This window comes from Massilia sp. PWRC2, assembly GCF_049896725.1.
In the GTDB taxonomy this organism is placed as follows: Bacteria; Pseudomonadota; Gammaproteobacteria; order Burkholderiales; family Burkholderiaceae_D; genus JAFCUW01.
Map to the genome: position 1 here is coordinate 342,730 of NZ_JAFCUW010000002.1, position 15,378 is coordinate 358,107.

Annotated in this window: 16 protein-coding genes; 4 read left to right on the forward strand and 12 right to left on the reverse strand. The window is 61.7% G+C overall.

Features of this window, described 5'->3' with window-relative positions; all coding sequences use genetic code 11:
• Nucleotides 1–80 precede the first annotated feature (80 nt).
• A complete protein-coding gene (locus tag ACP7BZ_RS06370; RefSeq protein WP_426111186.1) occupies nucleotides 81–1,346 on the reverse strand; it encodes a nitronate monooxygenase in 1,266 nt (421 codons plus the stop codon).
• 167 nt (nucleotides 1,347–1,513) lie between these two features.
• Nucleotides 1,514–1,999: a YajQ family cyclic di-GMP-binding protein gene (locus ACP7BZ_RS06375; RefSeq protein WP_426111187.1), complete on the reverse strand. Its 486-nt coding sequence runs from the start codon at nucleotides 1,997–1,999 to the stop codon at nucleotides 1,514–1,516.
• Nucleotides 2,000–2,133: 134 nt separating this feature from the next.
• Between ACP7BZ_RS06375 and murB the strand changes: the two genes are divergently transcribed.
• On the forward strand, nucleotides 2,134–3,165 hold the full coding sequence (gene murB / locus ACP7BZ_RS06380) for a UDP-N-acetylmuramate dehydrogenase (RefSeq protein WP_426111189.1): 1,032 nt from the start codon (nucleotides 2,134–2,136) through the stop codon (nucleotides 3,163–3,165).
• Between the two features lie 303 nt (nucleotides 3,166–3,468).
• On the forward strand, nucleotides 3,469–4,020 hold the full coding sequence (locus tag ACP7BZ_RS06385; RefSeq protein WP_426111191.1) for a DUF4755 domain-containing protein: 552 nt from the start codon (nucleotides 3,469–3,471) through the stop codon (nucleotides 4,018–4,020).
• A 175-nt stretch (nucleotides 4,021–4,195) separates the two neighbouring features.
• On the opposite strand, the gene ACP7BZ_RS06390 is transcribed toward ACP7BZ_RS06385, so the two are convergent.
• From ACP7BZ_RS06390 to ACP7BZ_RS06410, 5 genes are all read right to left on the reverse strand, one after another.
• On the reverse strand, nucleotides 4,196–5,428 hold the full coding sequence (locus ACP7BZ_RS06390; RefSeq protein WP_426111194.1) for an argininosuccinate synthase: 1,233 nt from the start codon (nucleotides 5,426–5,428) through the stop codon (nucleotides 4,196–4,198).
• A gap of 29 nt (nucleotides 5,429–5,457) precedes the next feature.
• Complete coding sequence (argF, locus tag ACP7BZ_RS06395) at nucleotides 5,458–6,393, reverse strand: ornithine carbamoyltransferase (RefSeq protein ID WP_426111196.1); 936 nt, start codon at nucleotides 6,391–6,393, stop codon at nucleotides 5,458–5,460.
• 109 nt (nucleotides 6,394–6,502) lie between these two features.
• Nucleotides 6,503–7,435 (reverse strand): ribosome small subunit-dependent GTPase A, encoded by a 933-nt coding sequence (rsgA, locus tag ACP7BZ_RS06400; RefSeq protein ID WP_426111198.1) that lies wholly within the window; start codon nucleotides 7,433–7,435, stop codon nucleotides 6,503–6,505.
• Entirely contained in the window at nucleotides 7,432–7,779 is a 348-nt protein-coding gene (locus tag ACP7BZ_RS06405) for a 4a-hydroxytetrahydrobiopterin dehydratase (RefSeq protein ID WP_426111200.1), read from the reverse strand. Before ACP7BZ_RS06405 ends, rsgA begins: the two co-directional genes overlap by 4 nt.
• The gene (locus tag ACP7BZ_RS06410) at nucleotides 7,776–9,032 is read right to left on the reverse strand and encodes a M48 family metallopeptidase (RefSeq protein WP_426111202.1); all 1,257 of its coding nucleotides are present in this window, start codon (nucleotides 9,030–9,032) and stop codon (nucleotides 7,776–7,778) included. Before ACP7BZ_RS06410 ends, ACP7BZ_RS06405 begins: the two co-directional genes overlap by 4 nt.
• A 47-nt stretch (nucleotides 9,033–9,079) precedes the next feature.
• On the opposite strand from ACP7BZ_RS06410, the gene orn reads away from it, so the two are divergent.
• Both orn and ACP7BZ_RS06420 read left to right on the forward strand, forming a co-directional pair.
• Nucleotides 9,080–9,673, forward strand: a complete 594-nt coding sequence (orn, locus tag ACP7BZ_RS06415; protein ID WP_426111204.1) for an oligoribonuclease — start codon at nucleotides 9,080–9,082, stop codon at nucleotides 9,671–9,673.
• Between the two features lie 79 nt (nucleotides 9,674–9,752).
• Nucleotides 9,753–9,926: a hypothetical protein gene (locus ACP7BZ_RS06420; protein ID WP_426111206.1), complete on the forward strand. Its 174-nt coding sequence runs from the start codon at nucleotides 9,753–9,755 to the stop codon at nucleotides 9,924–9,926.
• Between the two features lie 171 nt (nucleotides 9,927–10,097).
• Here the strand turns inward: ACP7BZ_RS06420 and ACP7BZ_RS06425 are convergent, their stop codons facing one another.
• The 5 genes from ACP7BZ_RS06425 to ACP7BZ_RS06445 all read right to left on the reverse strand — a co-directional run bounded on the left by ACP7BZ_RS06425 (nucleotide 10,098) and on the right by ACP7BZ_RS06445 (nucleotide 15,233).
• Nucleotides 10,098–11,045: an MBL fold metallo-hydrolase gene (locus tag ACP7BZ_RS06425; protein WP_426111208.1), complete on the reverse strand. Its 948-nt coding sequence runs from the start codon at nucleotides 11,043–11,045 to the stop codon at nucleotides 10,098–10,100.
• A gap of 88 nt (nucleotides 11,046–11,133) precedes the next feature.
• Complete coding sequence (locus tag ACP7BZ_RS06430; RefSeq protein ID WP_426111210.1) at nucleotides 11,134–12,009, reverse strand: peptidase; 876 nt, start codon at nucleotides 12,007–12,009, stop codon at nucleotides 11,134–11,136.
• A 37-nt stretch (nucleotides 12,010–12,046) separates the two neighbouring features.
• A complete protein-coding gene (locus ACP7BZ_RS06435) occupies nucleotides 12,047–12,859 on the reverse strand; it encodes a transglutaminase family protein (RefSeq protein WP_426111211.1) in 813 nt (270 codons plus the stop codon).
• Between the two features lie 2 nt (nucleotides 12,860–12,861).
• Nucleotides 12,862–13,797 (reverse strand): alpha-E domain-containing protein, encoded by a 936-nt coding sequence (locus ACP7BZ_RS06440; RefSeq protein WP_426111212.1) that lies wholly within the window; start codon nucleotides 13,795–13,797, stop codon nucleotides 12,862–12,864.
• Nucleotides 13,791–15,233: a circularly permuted type 2 ATP-grasp protein gene (locus ACP7BZ_RS06445; protein WP_426111213.1), complete on the reverse strand. Its 1,443-nt coding sequence runs from the start codon at nucleotides 15,231–15,233 to the stop codon at nucleotides 13,791–13,793. Before ACP7BZ_RS06445 ends, ACP7BZ_RS06440 begins: the two co-directional genes overlap by 7 nt.
• Nucleotides 15,234–15,378: the final 145 nt, after the last annotated feature.

Here is a 15,378-nt window from a genome sequence, read left to right on the forward strand (position 1 = left end):
AGTCTGCCGAATACGAACAACAGGCGAGCAGAAAATAAACAGCCACGGCGAACCGTGGCTGTTGGGCGATGCCAGCCGTCTTAGACGGTGACAATTTCCTGTTTCTCCGGCAAGGCAATCTGGTGATCGACGCTGAACTGGTAATCCTTGAACACGTGTTCCGCGCTGAGCAACTGGTAGCTGCCGTCGGCCAGTGTGTGGGTGGTGTCTTTCAGGCGCGAGGTGGTTTGCCCGCAGGTCCAGCAATTAAAATTGCGCATATGCGTGCACAGGCAAGTCTTGTCCATCACCGAAATATTCTTGGTGTCGGGATTGGCCAGCACTTCGCGGTTGTACGCATTGATGTATGAGCAATTGCCGGTGGCGTCGAGCAGGTAGCCGTACGATTCGCAACCGGGACGGATGCCGGAACCGATCGCCGGCGTGCTCTTGAGCATGCGCATCGGGTAGCCGGTGGGCGAAATACCGTTGACGATGATGTCGTCGTCGGTGGCGCGAATGTATTCTTGCTTGACGTCATCGGGCAGGCCGCACTCGTGCGTCATGGTGAAGCGCGTCGCCACCTGCACGCCGCCGGCGCCTTTTTCCAGAAATTCGACGGCATCGGTGCCGGTGAACACGCCGCCGGCGGCGATCAGAGGAATTGTCAGCCCTTCGGTTTTCATGAAGGCATGGATTTCATCCATGATGGTGTGCAGGTCGTAATTCGCCCAGTCGAGGCCGAAACCAAGGTGGCCGCCGGCCAGTGGGCCTTCAACGATGATGTAGTCGGGCGCGCGGTCGAGTTTGCTGACCTTGCGCAGGAATAATTGCAGCGCGCGCACCGACGAGACGATGATGCCCAGCTTGGCATCGCGGAAGCGCGGATGCTCGGCGATCAGGGCAAACGAACCAAGGTGCAGGCCGGCGGACATGGTGATGCCATCGATGCCAGCGTCGAGCGCGGCCGTCAGACGGGTGCGCAGGGTTTCTTTCGGCGAATTCATGGTCAACTTTTCCATGCAGTTGACAAATACCAGGCCATCGCCCCGTTTCGCTTCCATGGTCGCGCCCACATGCAAGATGGTCGCTTCGGCCAGGCGGGCCAGGTCGAACTGCACCACCGCCTTGTCCATATTGTTGATGTTGAACTTGTAGGTCTTGGTTTTTTCTTTGACGAAGCTGGTGTCAAACTTGCGGTCCGACACGTCTTGCACCATAGCGTCGGAAATATGGCCAATGCCACCCAGGCGGGCCGCTTCCAGCGCCAGTTCCGAGGTCGAAATATCGACGCCCATGCCGCCGATCATGATGGGCACGTATTCCTTGTTGCCCAAGCGCAGGCGGAAATCATCAACACGTTTCATTGCTATCCTTAAAACACCACAGCGGTTGTAGTACCTCGGCATGCCTGACGGCGCTGCGCACGCGCAATTCTACCTCAAGCCCATGACCAATTCGCGCGGGGCGCACCCGGGCCAGCCTTGCCACCGGGTCAAAAGGGTGGCAAGGCTGGCTGACCGGCTGCCGCCGTTCAGTCCCGGAAGTTGTTAAATTCCAGCGGCAGATCCGGCACATCCTTGCGCAGCATCGCCATGGCGGCCTGTAAATCGTCGCGCTTGGCGCCGGTGACGCGCACGGCATCGCCCTGGATGCTGGCCTGGACTTTCAGCTTGCTATCCTTGATGACGCGCACGATTTTTTTGGCATCGTCGGTTTCGATGCCATTTTTAACCTTGATCACTTGCTTGACCTTGTCGCCGCCGATTTTCTCGACCTTGCCATCTTCGAGGAAGCGCACATCGACCTTGCGCTTGCCCAGCTTGTTGACGAGGACGTCGCGGACCTGGTCGAGCTGAAACTCGGCGTCGGCGTAAGCCGTCAGTTCATGTTCTTTTTGCTCGACCTTGGCCGAGCTGCCCTTGAAGTCGAAGCGGGTGGTGATTTCCTTGTTCGATTGCTCGACCGCATTTTTAACTTCAACCATGTCTGCTTCGCAGACGACATCGAATGATGGCATTGTGTTCCCCTGTGTGCTGATGCTCAATGGCGATATTTTAACGGACAACCGGCTGCCGCCCTAATCGCTGGCCCCCGAATTGCCTGAACAGGGCTGTTTTGACCTTATAATCGGCCCACCACTCTGATTCTGCCATGCACCCTGACCTCACCATCGCCACCGATTTTCCCTTGCAAGCATGGAATACCTTCGGCATTGCCGCCCGCGCAGCGCGCTATGTGCGGGTAACCAGCGTCGAGGTGTTGCGCGCGGCGCTGGCCGATCCGGCGCTGGCAGCCATGCCGCGCCTGTTGCTCGGTGGCGGCAGCAATATTGTGCTGACCGGCGATGTGAAGGGCGTGGTGCTGCACATGGCCATCATGGGCAAGCAGGTATTGCCGGACACGGTAGACGGCGCCACCATCGTGCGCGTGGGCGCTGGCGAAGCGTGGCATGGGCTGGTCGAATTTACCCTGCAGCAGGGCCTGGGCGGGCTGGAAAACCTGGCGCTCATTCCCGGCACCGTGGGCGCCTCGCCGATCCAGAATATCGGCGCATATGGCGTCGAAGTCAAAGACGTGTTGCATAACGTGACGGTGTTCGACAGCGCCAGTGGCCAGTTGCGCACGCTCGATGCCGCTGCCTGCCGCTTTGGCTACCGCGACAGCGTGTTCAAGCAGCCCCTTGGCGCCGGCCTGATCGTGGTCGAGGTGCAGTTTGCCCTGCCGCTGGCGTGGCGGCCCCAGCTCGCGTACGCCGAGCTGGCCAATGCCGTGCGCGACGCCGGCCTGCTTGAGCCAAGCGCGCGCCAGATCGCCGACCTGGTGATCGCCATCCGCCGCCGCAAGCTGCCCGATCCGGCCGTGATCGGCAATGCCGGCAGCTTCTTTAAAAATCCTGTGGTGTCCGGGCAACGCTGCGCTCAATTGCTGGCCGCGCATCCGGCCTTGGTCCATCACCCCCAGGCCGACGGCACTGAAAAGCTGGCGGCCGGCTGGCTGATCGATCAGTGCGGCTGGAAAGGCAAGGCGATGGGCGCTGCCGGCGTCTATGCAAAACAGGCGCTGGTGTTGGTCAACCACGGTGGTGCCAGCGGCGCCGAGGTGGTGGCGCTGGCGCGGGCGATCGCCGCCGATGTGTGGCAGCGCTACGGCGTGCAGCTCGAGACCGAACCGGTGTTCGTCTGACCCCTGCGGCGGCGCTGCCGGTATGCCTGGCCACGGGTCCTCCGCTTGACTTGCCGGGTTTGCCAGGCGACCACCGTCCAGGTGGTCGCCAGCCATCATTGCCAAAATTAATTTGTGTCTTTCCGGGCAGAGTTTCGTATGTATAATAATTGTCAATTGCTAAAATTGATACATTATGCGCACCCGGACCGCGCCGCCCTGGCCGGCGTGGTCTTAACAATCCTGGATCAAGTAGCAGCACTGGCGCGCCATGGCACCGGCTGGCGCACGATTTTTTGATTTCCCCCTGATAGGACGCCTCGTATGAAACCAGTTCCAAAAAGCGCATTGATTACCGGCGGTATCGGCGTGGTGATGTTGCTCATTTTTCATGGCATCCTGAGCCTGATCGGTGTCGGCTTGCTGGCGTGGGCGGCATGGCTGTGGTTCGAGGGCGCCGCCGGCGCGCCGCCGGTGCCGAAGGAGTACACCGATCACCGCGGCCTGATGGCGCCGTTGAAGTTCAACTATCTCGGCAAGCTCAGCGGCATCGCCCTGGATCCCGACAACAAGGTCTTGCATGCGTACCAGAACAAGGCGTATCGCGCCTATCCGTTCGGTGAAATCCGCAAGTGGAGTGCCAACGTGCAGAGCGGGGGCGGGATGGTGGGCGGTCACGGCAACCTTGGCACGGCGCTGGCGGTGACGGCGGCCAACACCCGCAACGCGCGCGCCAATATGGCAGCGACGGGCTTTTTTATCGAAGTACGCGATATCGATTTTCCGAAGTGGAAAATCGACTTTCCCGTCAAGGGCCTCGAGCAGACCCATGACCGTTGGATGGAAATTTTCCGCCAGTATGTGAACGAAACCTGAAGTCACGCACGGCGCTGCATGGTAAACCCCGGTCGCCCGCCGATGGTCGACCGTGCGAACCACGACGATCACGCGATGCCGCTGTAGCGCGCTGCCGCGGCACCTTCGGCGCGGGCGCAGCCGCCCGTAAAAAAGCCGCCCGAAGGCGGCTCTGCAGGGCGCCGCTGCGGCAGTGCTACTGCCCGCGGCGGGTACGCGCCTTGGCTGCAATGCGCATGCGCAAGGCATTGAGCTTGATGAAGCCGCCGGCATCGGCCTGGTTGTAAGCACCGCCATCTTCATCAAAGGTGGCGATGTTCATGTCGAACAGCGAATCGGTCTTCGAATCGCGGGCGACGACGATGACATTGCCCTTGTACAGCTTCATGCGCACCCAGCCGTTGACGGTGGCCTGGGTATGGTCGATCAGGGTCTGGATGGCGACGCGCTCGGGCGACCACCAGTAGCCGTTGTAAATCATCGAGGCGTAGCGCGGCATCAAGTCATCCTTCAAGTGCGCCACTTCGCGGTCGAGGGTGATCGATTCGATGGCGCGGTGACCCTTGAGCATGATGGTGCCGCCCGGGGTTTCGTAGCAGCCGCGCGACTTCATGCCGACGTAGCGGTTTTCCACCAGGTCGAGGCGGCCGATGCCGTGCTTGCCGCCGAGGCGGTTCAACTCGGTGAGCACCACGGCCGGCGTCATGCGCACGCCATTGACGGCGACAATGTCGCCGCGCTCGTATTCAAGGTCGAGGTATTCGGCCTGGTCAGGGGCGTTTTCCGGGCTGACCGACCAGCGCCACATGGTTTCTTCCGCTTCGGCACTGGGGTTTTCCAGGTGGCGGCCTTCGAACGAAATGTGCAGCAGGTTGGCGTCCATCGAGTAGGGCGCGCCGCCATTCTTGTGCTTCATGTCGACGGCGATACCGGCGTCTTCCGCATATTTGAGCAGTTTTTCGCGCGACAGCAGATCCCATTCACGCCACGGGGCGATGATCTTGACGTCCGGCTTGAGCGCATACGCACCGAGTTCGAAACGCACCTGGTCGTTGCCCTTGCCGGTGGCGCCGTGCGAGATGGCGTCGGCGCCCGTTTCGTTGGCGATCTCGATGAGGCGCTTGGCGATCAGCGGCCGGGCGATCGAGGTACCGAGCAGGTATTCACCCTCGTACACGGTGTTGGCGCGGAACATGGGGAAGACGAAATCGCGCACGAATTCTTCGCGCACATCATCGATATAAATGTTTTCCGGCTTGATGCCGAACTTGATCGCCTTGGCACGCGCCGGTTCGAGCTCTTCGCCCTGGCCCAGGTCAGCGGTAAACGTAACGATTTCGCAGCCGTAATTGTCTTGCAGCCATTTGAGAATGACGGAGGTGTCGAGGCCGCCCGAATAGGCAAGGACTACTTTTTTAATATCGCTCATGGTGATTTCCGGTTAGTACAGGGGAGTCTTTATGCTTCGGCGATTTCGCCCAGCAGCAGGTATTCGATCAGCGCTTTTTGCACATGCAGGCGGTTTTCCGCTTCGTCCCACACCACCGACTGCGGGCCGTCGATGACGTCGGCAGCGACTTCTTCGCCGCGGTGGGCGGGCAGGCAGTGCATGAACAGGGCGTCGGCGGTGGCGCGCGCCATTTTGGGCGCATCGACGATGAAACCATCGAAGGCGGCCAGCCGTTCGGCGTTTTCTTTTTCGTAACCCATGCTGGTCCACACATCGGTAGTGACCAGGTGCGCGCCGGCGCAGGCGTCAGCCGGGCTGGCAAAGCGGGTAAACCGGTTGGTGGTGACCTGCGCCAGATCGATCTCGTAGCCAGCCGGGGTCGACACGTTGACATGAAAACCAAACACTTCGGCGGCCTGCAGCCATGAGTACAGCATGTTGTTGGCGTCGCCAATCCAGGTCACCGTCTTGCCGGCGATCGAGCCGCGCTGTTCGATATAGGTAAAGATATCGGCCAGCACCTGGCAGGGATGGTGTTCATTGGTCAGGCCATTGATCACCGGCACGCGCGAATTGGCGGCGAAGCGCTCGATGATGTCCTGGCCGAAGGTACGCACCATGATGATGTCGCACATCCGGCTCATCACCTGGCCGGCGTCTTCCACCGGCTCGCCGCGCCCGAGCTGGCTGTCGCGCGTGTTGAGGTAGATGGCAGCGCCGCCGAGCTGGTGCATGCCGGCCTCGAACGACAGCCGGGTGCGCGTCGAACTCTTCTCGAACACCATCACCAGGGTGCGGTCGATCAGCGGGTGATAAATCTCGTAATTCTTGAATTTTCGCTTGATGACGGCGGCGCGCGCGATGACGTACTCGAATTCGGCCAGGGTGAAATCGGCGAATTGCAGGAAATGCTTGATCGGTGTGCGGGGCTTGGCGGTAGGCATACGGAGGGCGATGTTGAGGGCGGCTGGCTGGTAATTATAGGCGATGGTGTGTTTTTATGGAAACTTCGTGCGGCGCCAGCCCGATGCTGCAGCGACATTTTCCAAGCAATCAATACAGCGTCTGCGCCGATTCATGCAGTAGCTGGCCATATAACTGGTGGCGGAATTTGGCGATCTTGCCTTCTGCTACCGCTTGCAGGATGGCGCACTGGGGCTCGATCAGGTGGCGGCAGTTATAAAACTTGCAGCCGCCCAGGTAGGGTGTGAATTCGACGAAGGCCCGCTCGAGCATGCCTTCGGACAGGTGGTACAGGCCAAATTCCTGGAAGCCCGGCGAATCGATGAGGGTGGTGCGGGGGGCGCGGGCGTCCGTGCCGGCGATCGGCACATCGTACAGGCGGGTAAACGTGGTGGTGTGCTTGCCGGTATCGAGAGCGGCGGATATTTCGCGCACGGCAATGTCGGCGTCCGGCACCAACAGGTTGATCAGCGACGACTTGCCCATGCCCGACTGGCCAATAAAAATCGACGACTGTCCGGCCAGCAAAGGAGAGAGGGTGGCCACCGCCTGCTCCGGGTGGGTGCGCGCCGACACTTCGTGCAGCGGGTAGCCCAGCGAAGTATACGTTTTCAGCCGCTCGCGCGCTTTCGGCAGCGATTCGATGACGTCGGTCTTGTTGAGGATCAGGTGGGCATCGATGCCGGCCGCTTCGGCCGCCACCAGCGAGCGCGAGATCAGGTCATCGGCAAAGCCCGGTTCGGTGGCGACGACGATGAACAGGCGCGTCAGGTTGGCCGCCAGCAGCTTCGATTTGTACTGGTCGGAGCGGTACAGCAAGGTCTTGCGTTCGGCGATGCCGTCGATGACGGCCTGGTCGCTGGACGTCATTTGCAGGTGGACGATGTCGCCCACGGCGATATTGGTTTTTTTGCCGCGCGTGACGCACTGCAGCTTGCGGCCGTCGACGTCGGCGAGGTAGTGGCGGCCGTGGGCGGCGATGATGGTGCCGCTCAGTTTTTCTGCTGCTGGCACTGCGTTCATGGCTGGCCCTGGTAGAGGGCATCGGCGCGGGCGGCGCAAATAAAGTCGTTGCGGGTGACGGTGTTGCCGGCCGAGTGGGTGGTAAAGCGCAGTTCGCAGTAAGTATAGGACATGGTCAGTACGGGATGGTGGTTTTGTTGTTCGACCATGGCGCCGGCGGCATTGGCGAACGCCAGCGCTGCCTGCCAGTTGGCAAAGCTGTAGCGGCGCACCAGGGTGGCGGCGTCGACCTGCCATGCGGGCACCTGGACGAGCAGGGCGGCGATGGCAGCAGCGTCGAGGGCGGGGGCGCCATCGACGCAGTTTTCAGCGGCCGTGATGCGGGCCATGATGGGGGCGGTCATACGGCCGCCATATTGAGCTGACGGATCCGCAGCGACGCTGGCGGGTGCGAATCATAGAAGGCCGAGTGCAGCGGATCGGGGGTGAGCGTGGAGGCGTTGTCTTCGTACATCTTGACCAGCGCCGACACCAGGTCATCGGCCTTGGCGTGGGTGGCGGCGAAGGCGTCGGCCTCGAACTCGTGCTTGCGCGAACTGATCGAGGTGAGGGGCGACAGTACAAACGTGAACACCGGCAGCACCAGCATGAACAGGATCAGGGCCATGGCATTGCTCGACAGGATGGGATCGACTCCCAGTCCCTGATAAAACCAGGCCTGGTCTTTCAGGTAGCCCAGCAGGGCCAGAAAGCCCAGCGAGACGGCAAACATGACGGCGATGCGCTTGACGATGTGCTTGAGCTTGAAATGACCCAGTTCGTGGGCCAGCACCGCCTCGATTTCCTGCGGCGCCAGCCGTTCGAGCAGGGTGTCGAAAAAGACGATGCGCTTGTTGGCGCCGAAGCCGGAAAAATAGGCATTGCCGTGGGCGCTGCGCCTGGAGCCGTCCATCACGAACAGGCCCTTGGAGGCAAAGCCGACGCGCGCCATCAAGCCTTCGATGCGCGCCTTCAGGCTGGCGTCTTCGAGTGGGGTGAATTTATTGAACAGCGGCGCAATGACGGTCGGGAACAGCACCATCATCAGCAATTGAAAGCCGCTCCACACCAGCCACGCATACAGCCACCACAGGTTGCCGGCCTTGTCCATCAAGGTCAGCACCACCCATGCCAGCGGCAAGCCGATGGCGCTGCCCAGCAGCAGGCCCTTGAGCATGTCGCCCAGCCACAGCCGGGCGGTCATCTTGTTAAAGCCGAAGCGTTGCTCGAGCACGAACTGGCGATAGATGTCGAAGGGCAGGTCGAGCAGGCCCGAGATGACGGCGAACGCCGCCAGCAGCGCCAGCTGGCCGCCCATGCCAAAGCCGCTGATGGGGGCGAGCTGGATGGCCAGCCATTGCAGGCCGCCCAGCAGGGTGAAGGCGAGCAGGATGAAGCTCGAGGCCAGCAGGGAGACGGTACCGAACTTCGATTTGGCGACGGTGTAGTCGGCCGCCTTCTGGTGCGCGGCGAGCGGGATGCGTGCGGCAAATTCGGCGGGCACGGCGGCGCGGTGCGCCAGCACGTGGCGGATGTGGCGGTTCGACAGCCACACGCGCAGCACCAGCGTGACGATAAAAAAAGCGATAAACAAAAGCGAAAACGCGAGAGAATACATTGAGTGCCTGTGAGAAAATGCAGGATTGATTAGGCCAAGAGAGAATTATGTCACAAGCGACTGAAACCACCGGCGGTGTTGCTGCACCAGCCTCCACCCGTCCCAACGAAATGAACCTGATCTGGGTCGACCTCGAAATGACGGGGCTGGAACCGGACAGCGACCGCATCATCGAAGTGGCGGTCGTCGTCACCGACATGCACTTGAACACCATCGCCGAAGGCCCGGTGTTCGCCATCCACCAGTCCGACGAAACGCTCGACAAGATGGATGCCTGGAACAAGGGCACCCATGGCCGCAGCGGCCTGATCGAGCGCGTGCGGGCCTCGACCGTCAGCGAAGCGCAGGCGGAAGCGGAACTGATCGCCTGGCTGCGTCAATACGTCCCGGCCGGCAAGTCGCCGATGTGCGGCAACACCATTTGCCAGGACCGCCGCTTCATGGCGCGCACCATGCCCAAGCTGGAGTCGTTCTTCCACTACCGCAACCTTGACGTGTCGACCTTGAAAGAGCTGTGCCGGCGCTGGAAGCCGGAGCTGGTGTCCGGCTTTAAAAAGCACCAGAAGCACACGGCGCTGGCTGACATCATCGAGTCGATCGAAGAGCTGAAATATTACCGCGAGCATTTCATCAAGCTTTGATGGCCGCTTGTGTGGTGTGGCGTACGGTGCAATTGCGCTGAGCGGCGTAACTTGGATATTTTCCAGCAAGGAGACTGTCATGAGCAAAAGCACCGCCGACGCCCGCGAAAAACTGCAACGCGAGGCACAGCACGACCAGCAGGAAGCCGACCGCGCACAGCAGAACGCCAAGACCGAGCAGGTGGCCGGTCGCCATGCGCAGGATGGGGCGAAGGACCACAAGGGGGCTGACAAGGGGCCGCGCGGGCAGTAATGATGTCAGTTGGTCCTTAGGAGAAATGGGGCTGGCACCGCAGGGTGCCTTTCCCAACCCGGCGTTGCTGAACGCCCCTGCTCCACCAGACGTCATAAAGGGGGGCTGGCACAACTGCCAGCCCCCCTTTTTATCGTTCAAGGCGCGAGCGCGCCCTGATTCACTATCTCATCAGTGAATCTGCACAAAATTCACCGGCACGAAATCATAGCCCTTGCCATCCTTGCGCAGGTGGCCCACGCCGGGGAAGGCCAGGTGAGCGCCACCGATCAGGTAGCCGGCACGGGCAGCGGCATCAAAGGCCTGGCGGCGCTCGGCCAGCGCGTCTTTCGGCGTGCTGTCGAAACCGATGGTGACGTCGGGACGCGCCATCTGCACGGCGGCCACGTGGATCAAGTCGCCGACCAGCACCAGCTTTTCTCCCTTGCTTTCCACCACGTAGGTGGCGTGGCCAGGGGTGTGGCCCTTGCCCGAATGCGAGCTCACGCCGGGCACCAGCTCGACGTCGCCTTCGAAAGCCTTGAACTTGCCGGCAGCAACGTAGGGATTGAGGGAGGCCATGGCGCCTTTGAAGAAATCGCCCTTGGCAGGATTCTTGGCGAGGATCTCGTTGCTCAGCCAGTAATCGGCTTCCTGCTTTTGCGCCCGCACGGTGGCGTTGGGGAACACCAGCTGGCCATTGGTGACCAGGCCGCCGACGTGGTCAGGGTGCATGTGGGTGATATAGATCTCATCGATCTGCTCCGGCGCGTAGCCGGCCGCTTTCAGGTTGGCGGCGAACTTGCCCAGGTTGGGGCCGAACAGGCCACCGGCGCCCGTGTCGACCAGCACCAGCTTGCTGCCGGTGTTGATCAGGAAGGCGTTGAACGAGGTTTCCAGCGGCGAAGCGGCGAAATTTTTCTTCAGCGCTGCCGTCAGCTCGGCCTTGCTCATGCCCTGCAGCAGGGTGTCGACCGGCAGTGGGGTGGTGCCGTCGTTGATGACGGTTACTTCGAAGTCGCCCAGCATCATGCGGTAGTAGGCGGGGGCGCTGGTCTTGACCATCGGGGCGGCGGCCAGTGCTGGGGCGGTGACGGCAACCATGGCGGCGGCCAGGGCGGCCAGTGCAAAACGTTTCATTGTTTGTCCTTGAATTAAATGAGCGATCGAAACCGTCGGTGATCGTACATCAATTCAAATAAATGCGCTGGGAGGGGGCTGGTGCCGTTCAGCTTTGCTGGCCGCCCATATCCTGCGCCAGCGATTGCAGCGGCGCTGCCGGCGCATTGCTTTCGCTCAGGTAAGCCGGCAGCGGCACCCGCAGCGGCGGCACCTTGCCGCTGGCGGCGCACAGCACATTGTCGGTGGTGCCGGGGGCGGCGTCCCAGACCGGGTCGTCGATGCTCTCGAATACCGCCTTGAGTTGCTGGCCCCAGCTCGAGCGCAGCATCTGGAAATACTGGTTGCGCTCGTCGATGGTGGTAAACCGGGTGACGGCCAGGCTGTCCGCCTGGTAGACCAGCAAATCGAGCGGCAAGCCCACCGAGATATTCGAGCGCAGGGTTGAATCCATCGATACCAGCGCGCACTTGGCCGCTTCATCGAGCCCCGTTTGCGGATTGATCACGCGGTCGAGGATGGGCTTGCCGTACTTGGCTTCGCCGATCTGAAAATACGTGGTCTGGTCGTGCGACTCGATAAAATTGCCGGCCGAGTAAATATTGAACAAGCGGCAGCGCTCGCCCCGGATCTGGCCGCCGAAGATGATGCTGATATTGAAATCGATGCGAAATTCGGCCAGCGCTTGCGCGTCGCGCTGGTGGATGAAGCGCACGGCCTCGCCGATGATGCGGGTGGCCGCCAGCATGCTGGGGGCGTTCCAGATGGTGGTGCCATCGGCGGCCACATAGGCCGACACCTGTTCGCGCACCGCTTGCGAAATCGACAGATTGCCGGACGTCATGAGCACCATCACCCGCTCGCCCGGATGCTCGTACACCGTCATCTTGCGGAAGGTGCCGACCTGGTCGACACCGGCGTTGGTGCGTGAATCGGACAGAAACACCAGTCCGGCGTCGAGGCGGATGCCTGTACAGTACGTCATGATTGCGGCATCTTCATTGAAACGATAAAACAGTATTTTATACCGGAACGATGAGCACCTCGACCGCCATGGTCTCGTCGCCAGCGCCACGGCGGCTGCCGCGCACCGGTGCCGCCGAATCGTAGTCGCGGCCGATCGCCAGCCGGCAGTAGGCGTGGCTCATCAGGCGGGCATGCGTGACATCGATGCTGATCCAGCCTTCGAAGTCGCTGTCGATGACCCAGGCGTCGACCCAGGCATGGCTGGCGGCGTGGCCACTGCTGCCCGGATCGATATAGCCCGACACATACCTGGCCGGCACCCCGAGGGCGTGACAGCAGGCCAGAAACAGGTGCGCATGGTCCTGGCAGACGCCGGCGCCGAGCAGCATGGCGTCGTGTCCGCTGGTGTGCACGCTGGTGGCGCCGCTGGTGTAGGTGACGCTCTGGCGGATCGCCGCGGCCAGAGTGAGCATCGAGGTGGTGTCGGCGCGGCCCGCGCGCGCCAGGCCGAGGTGGCGGGCGGCGTAGTCCTTGACCGCATCGGTGGGCGTGGTCAGGCGGGTCGGCACGGTAAACACCAGCGGCGATAACGGTTCGCTATTGTGCAGCCGGCCCTGGTACAGCGCGGTGGTTTGCACCACCCCCTCGGCAACGATGGCAACGGTGCGGTGCGGCTCGTTGAGGGTGAGCATGTGCGAGCGGTTGCCGTAAGCGTCGGTATAGGCATTGACGGCACCGGGCGCCTGCAGGTTCCAGGACAGCACGCTTTGCTGCGCCTCCAGCCGTGGCGTGACGTGCAGTTGCTGGATGCTGTAGGCCTGGCTGGCGGCGTAGCGGTAGACGGTTTGGTGACGGATCGAAAGTTTCATGGTCAGCCCGCCAGTGGCACAAGGAAATCGCGGCTGATCAGACGGCCCAGCGCATCGATGTTTTCGAGAAACGTGGTGAGGCTGTCGTGCAGCCCCGCATGCAGGATGTCGTCGATGCGGGTGAACTTCAGTTCGGCATGCAGCTTGCCGGCCAGCCGCTCGGTATCGGCGGAGACGTCGTTGCGCACCGCGCACAGGTTGTCCAGCACCTGTTCCATCGAGAACAGCAGCGAGCGCGGCATGTCCGGGTGCAGCATCAGCAGTTCGGCCACCCGTTCGCGGGTGATGACGTCGCGGTACACCTTGCGGTAAATTTCAAAGCCCGATACCGAGCGCAGCAGCGCGGCCCAGTAATAAAAATCGCGCTGCGACGAGGCATCGGCGGCGCCGTGGTACTTGACGTCGAGAATGCGCGCGGTATTGTCGGCCCGTTCCAGGAAGGTGCCCAGGCGAATGAAATACATGGCCTCGTCCTTGAGCATGGTGCCCAGCGTGACGCCGCGCGACAGGTGCGAACGGTATTTGACCCATTCGAAAAAGGCGCTGGGATCGTTCTCAAGGCTGTCGGCAGTCAATTGCGCGGGCATGCTCAGCCAGGTGGCGTTGGTGGTTTCCCACACCTCGGTGGTGAGCTTGCCGCGCACCGCGCGCGCATTGTCGCGCGCCCCTTTCAGACAGGCGGCGATCGACGACGGATTGGAGGGATCGCGCACCATGAAGTCGAGCACATCGACCTGGTTGCAGCGTCCCTTGCGGCGGGCGAATTGTTCTTCCAGTTCGGAGATGCCCAGCATGGCGCGCCAGGCCCCCTCGCTGTCTTCGAGCGATTGCGGCAGCATCGAGGTTTGCACGGCGACGTCGAGCATGCGGGCGGTGTTTTCGGCGCGCTCGGTGTAGCGCGCCATCCAGTACAAGTGATCGGCGGTGCGGCTTAGCATGGTTGCTCCAGAATCCAGGTGTCCTTGGTGCCGCCGCCTTGCGACGAGTTCACGACCAGCGAGCCTTCCTCGAGGGCGACCCGGGTCAGTCCGCCCGGCACCATCGAAATGGTTTTGCCGGATAACACGAACGGGCGCAAATCGATGTGACGCGGGGCGATGCCGTTTTCTACAAACGTCGGGCAAGCCGACAGGGCCAGCGTCGGCTGGGCGATGTAGCCGTCCGGCTTGGCCAGCAGGCGGCGCCGGAAATCGTCGATCTGCGCGCTTGACGACGCCGGGCCGATCAGCATGCCATAGCCGCCGGCGCCGTGCACTTCCTTGACCACCAGCTTGTGCAGATTGGCCAGGGTGTATTCGAGGTCGGCCGGTTTGCGGCACTGGAAGGTGGGCACGTTGTTGAGGATCGGCTCTTCCGCCAGATAAAACTTGATCATGTCGGGCACGAAGGGGTAGATCGACTTGTCGTCGGCGACGCCGGTGCCGATGGCATTGGCCAGCGTCACCCGGCCGGCGCGGTACACCGACAGCAAGCCCGGCACGCCGAGGCTGGAATCGGAGCGGAACGCCAGCGGATCGAGGTAATCGTCATCGATGCGGCGGTAAATCACATCGACCCGCTTGGGACCGCGGATGGTGCGCATGTAGACGGCGTTGTCGCTGACGTACAGATCCTTGCCTTCGACCAGTTCGACGCCCATCTGCTGGGCCAGGAAGGCGTGCTCGAAATACGCCGAATTGTGGATGCCGGGGGTGAGCACCACCACGGTGGGGTCGTTGCCCCCGTTGGGAGCGACCGAGCGCAGATTGTCGAGCAGCATGTCCGGATAGTGATCGACAGGGGCAATGCGGTTGCGTGCGAACAGTTCCGGAAACAGCCGCATCATCATCTTGCGGTCTTCCAGCATGTAAGAGACGCCCGAGGGCACCCGCAGATTGTCTTCCAGTACATAAAATTCGCCGGCGCCGGCCCGCACAATGTCCACCCCGGCAATGTGGGCGTAAATGTCGGAGGCCACGGCGATGCCCTGCATTTCCGGGCGATATTGGGCATTCTGGTAAATCTGCGCGGCCGGGATCAGGCCCGCCTTGATGATGTCCTGGCCGTGATAAATATCATGGATAAACATATTTAAGGCCTTGACCCGCTGCACCAGCCCGGTTTGCAGGTGCGCCCATTCCTGCGCTGGAATGATGCGCGGAATGGTGTCGAAGGGGATCAGGCGCTCGGTGCCGGCATCGTCGCCGTAGACGGCAAAGGTGATGCCGACGCGGCGAAAGGTCAGATCGGCCTCGGCACGCTTGCGGGCGATCTGTTCGGGCGTCTGGCGCGCCAGCCACTGGTCGAACTCGCGGTAATGTTCACGGACCGCGCGATCGCCCTGGCCATCGCCATGCTCGTGCATCTCATCAAAAATACGTGGTGCGGGCTGCATGGAACTCCCCTTGTAGGTTTGATGAATAGAAAAATAGATATCAAGCAATATATATCAATAAATATATATCAAGAAGCGTGCCAGTCGATTTTGCATTTGAGGGGGCGCGCCTGCACCTTCGCGCACCGTTTCAGTGCGGCACTGC

Bases quoted from the DNA above. Each gene is read 5' to 3' on its own strand.
- ACP7BZ_RS06370 (WP_426111186.1), bottom strand. From the start codon at position 1,346: ATGAAACGTGTTGATGATTTCCGCCTGCGCTTGGGCAACAAGGAATAC.
- ACP7BZ_RS06375 (WP_426111187.1), bottom strand. From the start codon at position 1,999: ATGCCATCATTCGATGTCGTCTGCGAAGCAGACATGGTTGAAGTTAAA.
- murB (WP_426111189.1), top strand. From the start codon at position 2,134: ATGCACCCTGACCTCACCATCGCCACCGATTTTCCCTTGCAAGCATGG.
- ACP7BZ_RS06385 (WP_426111191.1), top strand. From the start codon at position 3,469: ATGAAACCAGTTCCAAAAAGCGCATTGATTACCGGCGGTATCGGCGTG.
- ACP7BZ_RS06390 (WP_426111194.1), bottom strand. From the start codon at position 5,428: ATGAGCGATATTAAAAAAGTAGTCCTTGCCTATTCGGGCGGCCTCGAC.
- argF (WP_426111196.1), bottom strand. From the start codon at position 6,393: ATGCCTACCGCCAAGCCCCGCACACCGATCAAGCATTTCCTGCAATTC.
- rsgA (WP_426111198.1), bottom strand. From the start codon at position 7,435: ATGAACGCAGTGCCAGCAGCAGAAAAACTGAGCGGCACCATCATCGCC.
- ACP7BZ_RS06405 (WP_426111200.1), bottom strand. From the start codon at position 7,779: ATGACCGCCCCCATCATGGCCCGCATCACGGCCGCTGAAAACTGCGTC.
- ACP7BZ_RS06410 (WP_426111202.1), bottom strand. From the start codon at position 9,032: ATGTATTCTCTCGCGTTTTCGCTTTTGTTTATCGCTTTTTTTATCGTC.
- orn (WP_426111204.1), top strand. From the start codon at position 9,080: ATGTCACAAGCGACTGAAACCACCGGCGGTGTTGCTGCACCAGCCTCC.
- ACP7BZ_RS06420 (WP_426111206.1), top strand. From the start codon at position 9,753: ATGAGCAAAAGCACCGCCGACGCCCGCGAAAAACTGCAACGCGAGGCA.
- ACP7BZ_RS06425 (WP_426111208.1), bottom strand. From the start codon at position 11,045: ATGAAACGTTTTGCACTGGCCGCCCTGGCCGCCGCCATGGTTGCCGTC.
- ACP7BZ_RS06430 (WP_426111210.1), bottom strand. From the start codon at position 12,009: ATGACGTACTGTACAGGCATCCGCCTCGACGCCGGACTGGTGTTTCTG.
- ACP7BZ_RS06435 (WP_426111211.1), bottom strand. From the start codon at position 12,859: ATGAAACTTTCGATCCGTCACCAAACCGTCTACCGCTACGCCGCCAGC.
- ACP7BZ_RS06440 (WP_426111212.1), bottom strand. From the start codon at position 13,797: ATGCTAAGCCGCACCGCCGATCACTTGTACTGGATGGCGCGCTACACC.
- ACP7BZ_RS06445 (WP_426111213.1), bottom strand. From the start codon at position 15,233: ATGCAGCCCGCACCACGTATTTTTGATGAGATGCACGAGCATGGCGAT.